Source organism: Aeromonas sp. 30P, from assembly GCF_051919805.1.
Taxonomy (GTDB): Bacteria; Pseudomonadota; Gammaproteobacteria; order Enterobacterales; family Aeromonadaceae; genus Aeromonas; species Aeromonas veronii.
In genome coordinates, this window is the sequence record NZ_JBQBEA010000001.1 from 1,319,306 (window position 1) to 1,333,813 (window position 14,508).

A 14,508-nucleotide genomic window follows, 5' to 3' on the forward strand; every position below is an offset into this window, starting at 1 on the left:
GCTGCAAACGGGGAGATTCGATAAAAAGCAAGGGAGCCGGTCAGGCTCCCTTTGATGTGGTGATGCAGCGATACACATGTGCGTGAGGCGGATACGCAGCCGGATCACTCACGGCCAATAGCATTTGGCCAATGTCATTCTTTATCGATTGGTCGCGGCCTTCATCCCTTCCACAAACTCCTTCAGGCGAGTGAGCATATGTTCCGGGTTCTGGTGGTGGGTCTCGATGATTTTCACCACGGCTGAGCCGGAGATGGCACCAGCGGCGCCAGCGGCGATGGCTTCACGCACCTGAGCTGGTTCGCTGATGCCAAAGCCGAGCAGGGCGGGCGGGGCGTTGAACTCGCGCAGGGTATTGATGAGACCTTCCACCGGCATGCCGGCCTTGGTCTCGGCACCGGTCACGCCCGCGCGGCTCACCAGATAGGTGTAACCATTGCCAAGCTCCGCCACCTGTTTCAGGGTCTCGGCGTCGCCATTGGGCGGGGCGATAAAGATGCTGTCGATGCCGAACTTGTCGGCGGCCGCCTTGTAGGGGGCGCACATCTGCACCGGCACGTCGGCGACCAGCACCGAATCCACGCCCGCCTGCTGGCACTTCTCGTAGAAGCCGTCAATTTTGCGCACATAGACCAGGTTGGCGTAGACCAAGAGGCCAATGGGCAGCTGCGGGTACTTGGCGCGGATGCGGCCAAGCAGCTCGAAGCAGTCATCCGGTGTGGTGTGGCTGGCAAACGCGCGCAGGGCGGCGCCCTGAATGGTGGGGCCGTCCGCTACCGGATCGGAGAAGGGAATGCCGAGCTCGAGGGCATCGGCGCCCCCTGCGACCAGCGCATCGACGATGGCCAGTGACAATTCGGGTGTGGGGTCACCCAGCATCACGAACGGCACAAAGGCGCCCTGATTGGCCGCGTCCAGACGGGAGAAGAGTTGTGCGTAACGGTTCATGACAAGGTTCCTTCTTTCTCGAAAATGTCAGCGACGGTGAAGATATCTTTGTCGCCACGGCCGGAGAGGTTGACGATAAGCACCTGCTCTTTTTCCGGTTCACTGCGGGCCATCTTGAGGGCGTGGGCCAGCGCGTGGGAGGACTCCAGCGCCGGGATAATCCCTTCTGATTTGGCCAGCTCCTGGAAGGCGTCCAGCGCCTCCTTGTCGGTCACCGAGGGGTACTCGGCGCGGCCGATGGCTGCCAGGTGGGCGTGCTGCGGGCCGACGGAGGGGAAGTCCAGCCCCGCCGAGACAGAGTAGGACTCCTGAATTTGCCCCTGATTGTCCTGCATCAGGTAGGAGTGCATGCCAAAGAAGACCCCCTTGCTACCGTGACCGAGCGGCGCACCGTGTTCGCCACTCTCGATACCGTGACCACCGGGCTCGACGCCGATCAGGCGCACCGACGGCTCATCGATAAAGTCGGCAAACATGCCGATGGCATTCGACCCGCCGCCGACGCAGGCGATCACCGCATCGGGCAGCCGCTCCTCCTTCTCGAAGCACTGGGCTTTGGCCTCTTCGCCGATCATCTTCTGGAACTCCCGCACGATAGTGGGGAAGGGGTGCGGACCGGCGGCGGTGCCGAGCAGGTAGTGGGCCGACTCGTAGTTGGCGGCCCAGTCGCGCAGCGCCTCGTTACAGGCATCTTTCAGGGTGGACGAGCCGGAGTGCACCGGAATAACGGTGGCGCCCATCAGCTTCATGCGAAAGACGTTGGGCTTCTGGCGCTCGCAATCCTTGGCACCCATATAGACCCGGCACTTGAGGCCGAGCAGGGCGCAAGCCAGCGCAGTGGCCACGCCATGCTGGCCGGCGCCGGTTTCGGCGATGATCTCGCTCTTGCCCATCCGCTTGGCGAGCAGGGCCTGACCCAGCACCTGGTTGGTCTTGTGGGCGCCGCCGTGCAGCAGATCTTCACGCTTGAGGTAGAGGCGGGTCTTGGTGCCTTTGGTCAGATTGCGGGTCAGGGTGAGCGGGGTCGGGCGACCGGCATACTCGGTCAGCAGGGACTGAAACTCGGCGATAAAGGCCGGATCATCCTTGGCATCGACGAAGGCTTTCTCCAGCTGGAGCAGGGCGGGGATAAGGATTTGGGGTACATACATACCGCCAAATTCACCGAAAAACGGGTTGAGCAGGGTCATGGCTTCTTCCTTGTATTAGCTAAATCGAAACATCAAAAAGGGTTGCGTTACAGGTTGCGCAGTGCGCCGAAGGCGGCTGCAATCTTGTGCGCATCCTTCTGGCCCGGGGCACTCTCTACCCCGGAGTTGAAATCAAGACCGAGGCAGCCCACTTGTGCCGCCTGCAGGGCGTTGTCGGGATTGAGGCCGCCCGCCAGCATCAGTTTGCTCTTGTCGAGCGTGGCCAGCATGGCCCAGTCAAATGCCTGACCGGTACCGCCGCTCTGGCTGCCGACTTTTGTATCCAGCAGCAGTCGATCGGCCGGGTAGTCGAGGGCGGGCAGCGGTTCGCCACTTGTGACTCCAACTGCCTTCCAGATCTGGCAGCCAGCCGGCAGCAGCGCGCGCAGTCCCTCGATATAGGCGGCATCTTCATCCCCGTGCAGCTGTACCGCGGCGAGCCCCAGCGCCTCCACCGTCTTGACGATGGTGGCGGGCTGGGCGTTGCGAAATACCCCGACGTAAGAGAGCGGCGCACCCGCCATCACGGCACGAGCGGCGGGGATGTCCACATAGCGCGGGCTTTTGGAAACAAAGATAAGACCCCCAAATACCGCACCCGCCTGATGGGCGGCGGCGGCATCTTCGGCGCGGGTGAGGCCGCACACCTTGTTCTGGCCCAGTACCAGCTTGCGCACTGCCGCTTCCAGATCCGGCTCGGCCATGAGGGATGAGCCCACCAGAAAGCCCTTGGCGTGGTGGCGCAGATCCGCCACTTGGGCGCGGTGGTTGATGCCGGACTCGCTGATCACCACCCGATCGCTTGGAATGTCTTTGGCCAGCTGTTTGGTGCGGTTGAGATCGACGCTCAAATCGCGCAGATCCCGGTTGTTGATGCCAATCACCGGCGCGCCAAGGGCGATGGCGCGGGTCAGCTCCTCCTCGTTGCTTACCTCGGTGAGCACGCCAAGGCCCAGCTCTTTGGCCACCGCGAACAGGGCGCGATAGCCCTCGTCGGTGAGCACCGAGAGCATCAGCAGGATGGCGTCCGCCTGATAGTGGCGGGCCAGATAGACCTGATAGGGGTCAATCATGAAATCCTTGCAGAGCACCGGCTGGCTGACGCGACCTCGCACCCGCGGCAAAAAGGCGAAATCCCCCTGAAAGAACTTCTCGTCGGTCAGTACCGAGATGGCGGTGGCGTATTTGCCATAGATGTCGGCGATCGCCTCCGGGCTGAAATCGTCGCGGATCAAGCCCTTGGAGGGGGAGGCCTTCTTGCACTCCAGAATAAAACGGGTGGAGCCCGCCTTGAGCGCCCCGACGAAATCCCGATCGCTGGGGGTCAGCGCGCTCTGGAAGCTCCCCAGCGGTTGGGACAGCTTGCGGGCGGCGACCCACTCCTGCTTGGCCGCCACGATTTTGCCGAGAATGGTCTGGCTGATGGAGGCCATGTTCAGAAAAGCATGGGGGGCAATAAGGTCTGACATCTCGTTATCCTTGCGAAACTGGCTCTTGCCCTGTGGGCGTTCTGAATGACTGCTGTGCGACATGGTGGCTGACATCATGCCTCCTGATGGCCCGCTTCCTGATGGCTCAAAGTGGCCAGCCGAGCAGCCAGATCCGCTGCCTTGCCACTCGCCAGCACCGCCAGTACCTCGGCCGCCGCGCTCTTGAGATCGGTCGCCTTGCCCGCCATCAGCAGCAGTGGTGCCACGTTGGCGGCGATGGCGGCGTTGTGGGCCGGGGTGCCACGCCCTTCCAGAATGGCGGCGGTGATGGCGCGGTTCTCTTCCGGTTCCCCGCCCTGAATGGCGCTGACCGGATAGGTCTCGAGGCCAAAGTCAGCCGGGGTGATCATAAATTCGCGGATCTCGCCGTCACGGATCTGGGCCACCTGGGTCGGGCCGTGGATGGCAATTTCATCCAGCCCGGCACCGTGCACCACCATACCGGTTTTCAGCCCCAGTGCCAGCAGGGTTTCTGCGATGGGGCGCACCAGTTCGGGGGCATAGACCCCCATCAGCTGATAGGTGGGGCGAGCGGGGTTGATAAGCGGCCCCAGCACGTTGAACAGGGTGCGGGTCTTGAGGGCTTGGCGCACCGGCATGGCGTGGCGCACGCCAGCGTGATACTGGGGGGCGAACAGGAAGCAGATGCCGAGCTCGTCCAGACAGCGGCGCGCCTGCGCAGGGCTCATGTCGAGCTTGATGCCCATTTTGTCGAGCAGATCGCTTGAACCAGACTTGCTCGAGACCGAGCGGTTGCCGTGCTTGGCCACTTTCAGGCCGCAGGCGGCGGCGACCAGCGCCGAAGTGGTGGAGACGTTGATGGTGTTGAGGCCATCGCCACCGGTGCCGACGATGTCGCAAAACTCATAATCCGGACGCGGGAAGTCGCGCGCTTCTGCCAGCAACGCTTCGGCGGCGCCGGCGATCTCCTCCGGTGTCTCCCCCTTGATCTTGAGGGCGGTCAAGAGGCTGGCGAGCACTATGGGATCCACTTCGCCACGTACCACCTGGCCGAAGGCGTCGCGGGTACTTTCACGGCTCAGAGACTGACCCTGATAGAGGGTGTTGAGATGATGATGCATGTTGGTCTCCTTACCTTACCGCACGCTGCTTTCTGGACGGGTGATATGGGCGAGCGCCTGAGTCAGCAGACGGGCCCCTTCCGAGGTCATGATGGATTCCGGGTGGAACTGGAAACCCAGCACCCGCTCATCCTGCTGCTCGATGGCCATGGGCATCCCCTGATAGTGGGCAATCACCGTCAGCTCTTCCGGTACATAGGTGGCGACCAGTGAGTGGTAGCGGGCTACCGGCAGCGGGCTCGGCAGACCGGCGAAGGCGCCGTGGCCGTTGTGCTCAATCAGGGAACGCTTGCCGTGGACGATTTCGCCTGCCGCCCCGACGGTGCCGCCGTAGGCTTCGCACAGAGCCTGATGGCCGAGGCAGATACCGAGGATGGGCACCTGACCGCGGGCCAGTTTGATGAGGTCTATCAGGCAACCCGCCTCGTGGGGGGCACCCGGGCCCGGTGAGAGCACCAGCACGGCGTCCCCTTCGCAGGCGGCGATCTCGCTCATGATGCGGCTCGCCGGCAGGCTGTTGCGGTAGATCCGCACAGGATAACCGAGGGAGCGGAACTGGTCGACGAGGTTGTAGGTAAATGAATCGAAGTTGTCGAGCAGGAAGATGTTAGTGGCTGTTGATCCGGTACTCATTGGCTCACGTCCTTATGTTGCTCCTGCTGGGCGCTCAGGGCTTGCAGGGAGGTGCCATGGCTGGCAGCGATGGCGGCCAGCACGGCGGCCGCCTTGGCGCGGGTTTCGTCCGCTTCGGCCTGGGGCTTGGAGTCATAGACCACCCCGGCGCCGGCTTGCACGTGGGCCACGCCCTCTTTGACAAAGGCGGAGCGGATGACGATGCAGGTATCCATCTCGCCAGCGCCGTTGATGTAGCCGACGGCACCGCCGTAGCTGCCGCGGCGCTTGCCTTCCACCATGCGAATAAGCTCGCTGGCGCGGATCTTGGGGGCGCCGGTGAGGGTGCCCATGTTCATGCAGGCCTGATAGGCGTGCAGGGCGTCAAGGTCGGCGCGCAAGGTGCCGACCACCTTGGAGACCAGATGCATCACGTGGCTGTAGCGATCCACTTTCAGCAGCTCCTTGACGTAGCGGGTACCCGGCTCCGAGATGCGGGCGATGTCGTTGCGACCCAGATCTACCAGCATCAGGTGCTCGGCCACCTCTTTTTCGTCCTGACGCAGCTCCAGCTCGATGCGGCCATCGAGATCCCGGTTGATGCTGCCATCCGGGTTGAAGCCGCGGCGGCGGGTACCGGCGATGGGGTACATCTCCACGTCGCGGCTGGCGGCGCAGAATTTCACCGCGCTCTCCGGCGAGGCGCCAAACAGGGTGAAGCCCTCATCCTGCACGTAGAACATGTAGGGGCTGGGATTGGTCTGCTTGAGGCGGCGATAGGCGGCCAGGGGGCTCGGGCAGGGCAGGGAGAAGCAGCGGGACGGCACCACCTGGAAGATGTCGCCACGGCGGATAAAGCCCTTGAGCTTCTCCACCTCGGCACAGAACTGCTTGTCGCTCTTGTCCACGCTCATGCCACCGGTCAGGGGCTGGGTGGTTAGCTCGGCGCAGAGGGGTTGCTGGCAAATCTGTTTGAAGTCGGTGAGTCGCTCGGTCAGGCGGGTGTATCTGTCTTCAACCTGGCTTTCGTCGCTGTCGCCGCCAAAGATGCAGGCCAGCAGTTGAGTGGTGCGTTCGATATGGTCGATGGTGATCAGGGTTTCGGCCACATAGAAGCAGTAGTCGGGGCAGTCGTTGCTCCCCTCCGGCACTTCGGGCAGATCTTCAAAAGAGGCGATCAGGTCGTAGGCAAAGCTGCCCGCCATAAAGAGAGCTTCTTTACCCAATTGGCAATCGAGCTCCCGCTGCAGGGTGCGCAGCACGTCCAGCACGCTGCTCCCCTTGAGGCGGGAATCTTCGTCCAGCTCCCGATCGGAGGCCGGGAAATCGAGCTGCAATTCGCCATCTACCAGCGAGCGGGCAACCACCGCAGGCAGCCGCTCGGCCAGCAGGCTTTGCAACTGGGCGCCGTTGTCATTGAGGCTGCGCACCCGCACGGTGCGGCCACGGCACTCGATGCGCAGGCAGGCATCGACCAGCAGCAGGCTCTGTTTACCCGCCTTGGAGTCGATCTCCACCGATTCCAGCAGCAGGTTGTTGGGGCGGCCCTGACAGAGGCGGGTATAGAGCGCCAGCGGATCGGCCACATAGGGGGCGTTGAGTTTGAGGGTATCGAATTCACCCAGAGGAAGGCGATGTGTGGCTGTCATAGTGCGTTCCCTTGCGTGTGATGCTGTTTACCGATGTTCATGACATTGAATTCCTTGAAAATTTAATTGGTCCGGGGTGGCTGGTTCAGGGGCGCCATCGCCAGGTCTGCTTGCTTGTCTGAATTCTCGGTTTCATCACAGGTCCATTTGCCGGATAATAAAAAAGCCCGCTGGGGTCAGCGGGCTTTTTCTTTGGGTTCTTAATTTGCTGTCAGATTACAGGTACAGCAACGACCACACGCCCGCATGTCAGGGAGTGTGCCACCACCAGATGGTCAGGATGGAACGTTTGCATGATAAAGTCCTGTAAAAAGATGTTTGCAATGAGGTGCCTACAGAAAACGATAAAGCCGCGGCCAAGTCAAGTCGCTTTTTAGCCTTCTTTCACCGATTTGCCATGAATGGTGACCTGACCACGAGAGCGGAATAACCTGATGAGATTCGATCTTCACTGCCATACCACTGCCTCCGATGGGGTGCTGAGCCCAGCCGAACTGGTGCGCCGCGCCGCCGAAAAACAGGTCGAGGTGTTAGCGGTTACTGACCACGATACCCTTGCCGGACTTGATGAGGTGCGCCGCACCATCGAAGCCGAGCAACTGCCGCTGCGACTGGTGAGCGGGGTCGAGATCTCCACCGGCTGGGAGCATCACGAGATCCATATCGTGGCGCTGGGGGTGGATGAAAAAAATCCGCAGCTGTTGGATTTTCTGGCCGGTCAGCTGGCACGCCGTGAGGCGCGCGCGCAGGAAATCGGGCGTCGTCTGGAGAAGTGCCTCATCCCCGGCACCTATGAAGAGGCCAAACAGCTCGCCGGTGATGCTGCCGTGACCCGTGCCCACTTTGCCCGGGTGCTGGTGGCTCGCGGGGTAGCCGACAACATGCAGAAGGTATTCAAAAAGTACCTGAGCCGTGGCAATAAAGGGTATGCCCCGGCCGAGTGGCCCGGGATGAGCGAAGCCATCGCGGCCATTCACGCCGCCGGTGGGCTGGCGGTGCTGGCCCACCCCAGCCGTTACGATCTTACCGCCAAGTGGATCAAGCGGCTGCTGGTGGCCTTCAAGGCGGCCGGTGGCGATGCAATGGAGGTCTCGCTGCCCCAGCAGAGCCCGCAGGAGCGGGCCAATCTGGGCCAGTGGGCCAAGGATCACGACCTCTATATCTCGGTGGGATCGGATTTTCACTTCCCCTCCAACTGGACCGAGTTGGGCCGCCACCTCTGGTTGCCAAAGGAAGGCATGCCAGTCTGGCTTGCCTATCCCGGTCACTTTGGGCTCACCACCGAGCAACATGCCGAGCTGCTGGCGAGCCGGTAACGGCGCCAGCGAAGCGGCCACAAACAGGTTAAGGTAGTGTCATGGGTCTTTGGCCCGTGACCATACGAGCGGGCAGGTATTGCTGCCCCCATTGCGAGAACAAGCTATGAGTCAGCATTTTTACGTACATCCTGAAAACCCCCAGGCCCGTCTGATCGGTCAGGCGGTACAGATCATCCAGAACGGCGGCGTCATCGTCTATCCGACCGACTCCGGTTATGCGCTGGGTTGCCAGATGGGTGACAAGGGCGCGCTGGAGCGCATCTGCCGCATCCGTCGCCTCGACGCCAACCACGATTTCACCCTGGTGTGCCGCGATCTCTCCGAGATCTCCACCTACGCCAAGGTCGACAACAGCGCGTTTCGCCTGATCAAGAACAACACCCCGGGCGCCTACACCTTCATCTTCAAGGCGACCAAAGAGGTGCCGCGCCGCCTGATGAACGAGAAGAAGAAGAGCATTGGCATCCGGGTGCCGGACAACAAGATTGCTCAGGCGCTCTTGGAAGCCCTCGGCGAGCCGCTGCTCTCCACCACACTGATCCTCCCGGACTCCGAGATGGCCGAGTTCGACCCGGAAGAGATCTTCGACAAGCTGGGCAAGCAGATCGATCTGGTGGTCAACGGTGGTTATCTGGGCGAGCAGCCCACCACAGTGGTCGATTTCTCTGACGACGAGCCGGTATTGCGTCGTCGCGGCGCCGGAGACCCGACTCCGTTTGAGTGATGTCGCTGAACCGGTGACAGTCCCCGCTGCCGAGACGGGGGCTGGCTCCGCGCTACCCATCGCGAAAGTCCTGGGGCAGCCCTATCACGAGCTGCCCCAGGATCTGTTCATCCCGCCCGATGCGCTGGAGGTGTTCCTCGATACATTCGAGGGGCCGCTGGATCTGCTGCTCTATCTGATCCGGCGCCAGCAGCTCGATATCCTCAACCTGCCGATCCTGCAGATCACCGCCCAGTACATGGAGTACGTGGAGCTGATGCAGGGGCTCAACCTTGAGCTGGCGGCCGAATATCTGCTGATGGCGGCCTGGTTGGCGGAGATAAAATCCCGCCTGCTGCTGCCCAAGGCGCCGGAGCTGGAGGATGAAGATGAGGGAGAAGACCCGCGGGTGACCCTTATTCGCCGCCTGCAGGAGTACGAGCGTTACAAGGTAGGGGCGGAGAGGGTCAATGAGCTGCCACGGGTGGAGCGGGAGATTTATATCGCCGCTGCCTTGCCCCCCGATTTTGGCGCCCTCAAGCCACTGGCGCCCGATGTTTCGCTGGTTGAGCTCGCCCTTTACATGCAAAGTGTGGTAAAACGCGCGACTCATTTCGAACATCACCAGATCCGCCGCGAACAGATCCCGACCCGTGTGCGCATGGCGGAGATCCTCGCCATGCTCACGCTGGGCCAGACCCTGCGCCTTGAGCAGGTGCTGCGCGCCGAAGAGGGGCGCATGGGGGTACTGGTGACGTTTCTGGCCCTGCTGGAGCTGTGCAAGGAGCAACTGATCTGGATCCTGCAGGCAGAACCGCTGGGACCAATTCATTTCGCATTGGCCGAGCAGAGCGAGGAGGGCAACCGTGGCGCTGCCCACTGAACGACTCAAGACCCTGATCGAAGCGGCGCTGTTTGTGGCCGGTCGCCCGCTCAATGTCAGCGAACTGAAAAGCAGCGTGCTGGCGGATTATCCGGTGACCAGTCGCTATGTTCAGCTACTGTTGGCCGAGATCAGGCAAGATTACAGCTCGCGAGGCGTCGAGCTCAAAGAGGTCGCCTCCGGCTGGCGCTTTCAGGCGCGTCAGGAGTATGCCGAGGAGCTCTCGCGGCTCTGGAGCGAGCGGGCGCCGCGTTATTCGCGCGCCGTGATGGAGACGCTGACCCTGATCGCCTATCGCCAACCCATCACCCGGGCCGAGATCGAAGCGATCCGCGGGGTGGCGGTGTCGAGCCAGATAGTGAATACCCTGAAAGAGCGTGGCTGGGTGCGCAGCATTGGCCACAAAGAGGTGGCCGGTCGCCCCGAACTGCTCGCCACCACCAGAGAGTTTCTGGATTACTTTAATCTGCAGAGTCTGGAGCAGCTCCCCGAGCTGGATCCGGAGCTGCAACCCCTGTTGCCCTCTGCGGTGGACGGGGAGAGCGATGCCCGGTGAATGGCGCCCAAGTGTGCCAATGTCACCGAGATATACATTTTTCAACTGTGGCGAGTGCTCCAACCGGCGTTTGTTACAGTTAACCCCGTTGCCCCTTTTACCAGTGGGCAGCGATCAACAATCAGGTAACCCCGATGAGTGAAAAACTGCAAAAAGTGTTGGCCCGCGCGGGTCACGGCTCCCGTCGTGAGATGGAGGCCCTGATCACCGCAGGTCGGGTCAGTGTGGATGGCAAGGTCGCCACACTGGGGGATCGCGTCGAAGTGAACGCCGTGATCCGGGTGGATGGTCACCAGGTCAAGACCCGTGCCGCAGAGGAAGTGATCTGCCGCGTATTGGCTTACCACAAGCCGGAAGGGGAGATGTGTACCCGTCACGATCCGGAAGGTCGTCCCACCGTGTTTGATCGTCTGCCCAAGATGGAAGGTGCCCGCTGGATCGCAGTCGGCCGCCTCGACGTCAACACCTCCGGTCTGCTGCTGTTCACCACCGACGGTGAGCTGGCCAACCGTTTGATGCACCCGAGCCACGAAGTGGAGCGGGAATACGCGGTACGTGTCTTTGGCGAAATCACCGAAGCCATGCTGCAGCGTCTGCGCAAGGGAGTGCAGCTGGAAGATGGCACCGCCAAGTTCAACAAGATCAAACCGGCTGGCGGTGAAGGTCTGAACCAGTGGTTCAACGTCACCCTGACCGAAGGTCGCAACCGTGAAGTACGCCGCCTGTGGGAATCCCAGGAAGTGCAGGTGAGCCGCCTGATGCGTATCCGCTACGGCGACGTCAAGCTGGACCGCGGCATCCCGCGCGGCGGCTGGCAAGAGCTGAAACTGCCGGAAGTGAACTACCTGCGCGGTCTGGTCAACCTGCCGCCGGAGACCGAATCCAAGGTCGATCTGCAGCAGGATGGCAAAACCAGCCGTCACAAGCAGGCCGCCCAGATCCGTCGCGCCGTGCAGCGTCACAAAGAGATGCAGGGCAAAGAGCCCCGCGCTCGCGCCACCACCGCCCGTCGCAAGCCGCAAGCCTCTACCCGCAATTCCGGTACCGGCAGCAAGTAAGCCGACAACCCGTTGCGAACTGCGTGCTCGTCAAAGAGCGCGCAGTCGGCCAAGCAAAGGCCCGCACCAACTGGTGCGGGCCTTTTTGTATCAGCGCTCCTTGGCTGGTAAAAGAGTGGCTGGTGAGAAATTGAGGGGAGTTTCTGTCGTCTGTTTGCCCGCAGAATCGCCGCTGTGGTTGCTCTGCTCCGGTGAGCTTGTTAGCCTGTGCGGCTCTGACAGAGGAGTGAACAATGAGCAAGGTACTTGATGGGCTGCTGGCGTTGCTGGCGCTGGAAAAAATCGAGGAGGGCCTGTTTCGGGGCCAGAGCCAGGATCTCGGTCTGCGGGCCGTGTTTGGCGGACAGGTAATGGGGCAGGCCTTGTCAGCTGCCAAGCAGACGGTCGAGACCGGCCGTCAGGTTCACAGTTTTCACTCCTACTTCCTGCGTCCGGGGGATGTGACCCGTCCCATCGTCTATGACGTGGAGAATATCCGTGACGGCCAGACCGTCTCTACCCGCCGGGTCAAGGCTATTCAGGGCGGCAAGCCCATCTTCTATCTCAACGCCTCGTTTCAGGTGCCGGCCGATGGCTTCGAGCATCAGGCGCAGATGCCCACCGGCATCACCCCGCCGGAGGAGCTCAAGAGCGAGCTGGAGCTGGTGCGCCCCTACGAGAACCTGATCCCGGCCTCCCTGCGCGACAAGATCCTCTGCGAGCAGCCCATCGAGATGCGCCCGGTGACCCTGGTCGACCCTATTCGGCCGACGGTGCAGGATCCGGTGCGTCACGTCTGGTTCAAGGCCAACGGCCAGATGCCGGACGATCTGCGGGTGCACAAATACCTGCTGGCCTACGCCTCCGACTTCAACTTCCTGCTCACCTCGCTGCAGCCGCACGGGGTGTCCTACTGGGAGCCGGATATGCAGGTGGCCACCATCGATCACTCCATGTGGTTCCACCGGGATTTTCGCTTCGACGACTGGCTGCTCTACGTGGTAGACAGCCCGAGCGCCAGCAGCGGTCGCGGTCTGGTGCGCGGCCAGTTCTTTACCCGTGACGGGGTGCTGGTGGCGAGCACCATGCAGGAGGGGGTGATCCGCCGTCGCGGCAGTTAAGGCGCAAAGCGGATAGCAAAACGGGGTGGCTTGGGCCACCCCGTTTTCGTTGCTGCGATGTGCGCGGGCGCTGCGCGATCAGCCGCCGCGCTGGTACTTGAAGCGCTTCTTGCGCCGGTAGGGGTAGACATCCTCGAACACCCCCACCTTGATGTTGCTCTGCAGCATCTTCCAGTAGTTGGCGTCGAACATCTCCTTGTGCAGCTGCAGCATGATCTCCCGCACCTGCGGCTTTTGCAGCAGGAAGGTGGCGAACTCCTCGGGGAAGATGTCGTTGGGGGCCACCGAGTACCAGGGCTCGGCGCTCCACTCATCCTCGGGGTAGCGAGGCGGCGGGATCTGGCGGAAGTTGCACTCCGTCATGTAGCAGATCTCGTCGTAGTCGTAGAAGACCACTCGGCCGTGCCGGGTGACGCCAAAATTCTTGAACAGCATGTCCCCCGGGAAGATGTTGGCCGCCGCCAGCTGCTTGATGGCGTTGCCGTACTCCTCCAGCGCGAGGCGGGTCTGCTGCTCGTCTGCCTTGTCCAGATAGAGGTTGAGGGGGATCATCTTGCGCTCGGTGTAGAGGTGCTTGATCACCAGCTTGTCGTCGCTGATGGTGAGCGCCGACGGTGCCACCGTCTTGAGCTCGGCAAGCAGCTCGGGCGAGATGCGATCGAGGGGAAACTCGAAGTTGGTGAACTCCTGGGTATCGGCCATGCGGCCAACCCGGTCGTGCTGTTTAACCAGCCGGTATTTTGCCTTTACCTGCTCGTGGCTCACATCCTTCGGGGGAGTGAACTCGTCTTTTATCACCTTGAACACCACATCGTAGGAGGGGAGGGTAAACACGCTCATCACCATCCCCTTGATGCCGGGGGCGATGATGAACTGATCCCGACTCTGGGCCAGATGGTGGCGGTAGTGGCGATAGAGCTCGGTCTTGCCATGCTTCTGGCAGCCGATGGCGTTGTAGATCTCGTAATCGGGCTTGTGGGGCATGATCTGGCGCAGGAAGGCGACAAACAGCGCCGGTTCGCGGGCATAGACCATAAAGTAGGCGCGGGCGAAACCAAACACGATGGAGGCGAGATCCGGCTCGAAGATCACCGTGTCCACATAGATGCTGTGGCCTGTGCTGAGCAGGGGCAGGATAAAGGGGAAGACCTGATCCCGGGCCCGGATCAGCCCCACCAGATAGGCCCCCTTGTTGCGGTAGAACACCTCTTTGAGCAGCTCGATGGCAAACGGCTCATCATGGAGTATTTGTGGGCCGTTCTCCGCAAGATGGCGGTGGATATCGACAATATCCCGCTGTTTGTCCTCGTAGGGGAGGGTGAAGCTGTAATCCCCCAAAAGCTGGCTCAAGGTCTGCGGCAGATGGGCCAGATCGGTGCGATAGATCCGCAGCAATGCGCTGAGATCGGGTTTGTCGCCACGGCTGACAAAGGGGTGGATGTAGAGGTTCTCGTCGCGGATATTGCGATGGCGAAAGATCCGCCTATAGACGGAGTTGAAGAAGGACTCCGCCACCTCGAAGTTGTCACAACGGGGCAGCAGATCGCTGAAGGCACTTTTGACCCGCTTGAGCAGCTCCTGGGTGGCGTGGTGCTCCCCCATCATCTGGCGGATGGAGCTGGCGGTGGCCCCTACATGGTGGTCATAGAGGCGAATACGCTCCCGTCCGGCGAGCTGTACCCCCAGCCAGTCACTGTTCTCGAAGCGGCTCTTGCTGCCCTGGGTTATCTCGAGAAACCGGCTGTAAAACGACTCGAAGCGTTGCAAGATAGTCTCGGCGACGGCCTGTTCCAATGGCTGCTGCATCTCTCTCTTCCTTGTGATCTGTCGGGCCGATAGCGCGAAGGATTGGGTGTAATTTGTTCACACGTCAGGCCACTATCGCAACATTCAAACGTCTGTTCAAGTGGCAATTTTC

General features: G+C 61.6%; 13 protein-coding genes. 6 read left to right on the forward strand and 7 right to left on the reverse strand.

Going from position 1 to position 14,508, the window contains the following annotated elements; translation table 11 throughout:
- Positions 1-141 precede the first annotated feature (141 nt).
- The 6 genes from trpA to ACTG2B_RS06310 are packed head-to-tail and all read right to left on the reverse strand — an operon-like array spanning position 142 to position 6,971.
- Positions 142-948, reverse strand: coding sequence for a tryptophan synthase subunit alpha (trpA, locus tag ACTG2B_RS06285; protein ID WP_042032437.1), 807 nt, complete (start codon positions 946-948; stop codon positions 142-144).
- Positions 945-2,138 carry a tryptophan synthase subunit beta gene (gene trpB / locus ACTG2B_RS06290; RefSeq protein ID WP_005347359.1) on the reverse strand — a complete coding sequence of 398 codons (1,194 nt, stop codon included), beginning with the start codon at positions 2,136-2,138 and terminating at the stop codon, positions 945-947. The genes trpA and trpB overlap by 4 nt, the downstream gene beginning before the upstream one ends.
- A gap of 47 nt (positions 2,139-2,185) precedes the next feature.
- Entirely contained in the window at positions 2,186-3,682 is a 1,497-nt protein-coding gene (trpCF, locus tag ACTG2B_RS06295) for a bifunctional indole-3-glycerol-phosphate synthase TrpC/phosphoribosylanthranilate isomerase TrpF (RefSeq protein ID WP_439995369.1), read from the reverse strand.
- Positions 3,682-4,710 carry an anthranilate phosphoribosyltransferase gene (gene trpD, locus ACTG2B_RS06300; RefSeq protein ID WP_058057738.1) on the reverse strand — a complete coding sequence of 343 codons (1,029 nt, stop codon included), beginning with the start codon at positions 4,708-4,710 and terminating at the stop codon, positions 3,682-3,684. Before trpD ends, trpCF begins: the two co-directional genes overlap by 1 nt.
- Before the next feature lie 15 nt (positions 4,711-4,725).
- Positions 4,726-5,343, reverse strand: a complete 618-nt coding sequence (locus tag ACTG2B_RS06305) for an aminodeoxychorismate/anthranilate synthase component II (protein WP_013723977.1) — start codon at positions 5,341-5,343, stop codon at positions 4,726-4,728.
- Positions 5,340-6,971 carry an anthranilate synthase component 1 gene (locus ACTG2B_RS06310; protein ID WP_439995370.1) on the reverse strand — a complete coding sequence of 544 codons (1,632 nt, stop codon included), beginning with the start codon at positions 6,969-6,971 and terminating at the stop codon, positions 5,340-5,342. The genes ACTG2B_RS06305 and ACTG2B_RS06310 overlap by 4 nt, the downstream gene beginning before the upstream one ends.
- Before the next feature lie 434 nt (positions 6,972-7,405).
- Here ACTG2B_RS06310 and rnm point away from each other — a divergent pair, with 434 nt between their 5' ends.
- From rnm to tesB, 6 genes are all read left to right on the forward strand, one after another.
- Positions 7,406-8,287, forward strand: a complete 882-nt coding sequence (gene rnm / locus ACTG2B_RS06315) for an RNase RNM (RefSeq protein ID WP_439995371.1) — start codon at positions 7,406-7,408, stop codon at positions 8,285-8,287.
- A 106-nt stretch (positions 8,288-8,393) separates the two neighbouring features.
- A complete protein-coding gene (locus ACTG2B_RS06320; RefSeq protein ID WP_005338129.1) occupies positions 8,394-9,014 on the forward strand; it encodes an L-threonylcarbamoyladenylate synthase in 621 nt (206 codons plus the stop codon).
- Complete coding sequence (locus tag ACTG2B_RS06325) at positions 9,007-9,876, forward strand: segregation and condensation protein A (protein ID WP_420939748.1); 870 nt, start codon at positions 9,007-9,009, stop codon at positions 9,874-9,876. Before ACTG2B_RS06320 ends, ACTG2B_RS06325 begins: the two co-directional genes overlap by 8 nt.
- Positions 9,860-10,432: an SMC-Scp complex subunit ScpB gene (gene scpB, locus ACTG2B_RS06330; RefSeq protein ID WP_005350230.1), complete on the forward strand. Its 573-nt coding sequence runs from the start codon at positions 9,860-9,862 to the stop codon at positions 10,430-10,432. Before ACTG2B_RS06325 ends, scpB begins: the two co-directional genes overlap by 17 nt.
- A 134-nt stretch (positions 10,433-10,566) precedes the next feature.
- The gene (rluB, locus tag ACTG2B_RS06335; RefSeq protein WP_005347347.1) at positions 10,567-11,490 is read left to right on the forward strand and encodes a 23S rRNA pseudouridine(2605) synthase RluB; all 924 of its coding nucleotides are present in this window, start codon (positions 10,567-10,569) and stop codon (positions 11,488-11,490) included.
- A 233-nt stretch (positions 11,491-11,723) separates the two neighbouring features.
- Entirely contained in the window at positions 11,724-12,590 is an 867-nt protein-coding gene (tesB, locus tag ACTG2B_RS06340; RefSeq protein ID WP_042032451.1) for an acyl-CoA thioesterase II, read from the forward strand.
- Between the two features lie 78 nt (positions 12,591-12,668).
- On the opposite strand, the gene aceK is transcribed toward tesB, so the two are convergent.
- Positions 12,669-14,396, reverse strand: coding sequence for a bifunctional isocitrate dehydrogenase kinase/phosphatase (gene aceK, locus ACTG2B_RS06345; protein WP_021231206.1), 1,728 nt, complete (start codon positions 14,394-14,396; stop codon positions 12,669-12,671).
- Positions 14,397-14,508: the final 112 nt, after the last annotated feature.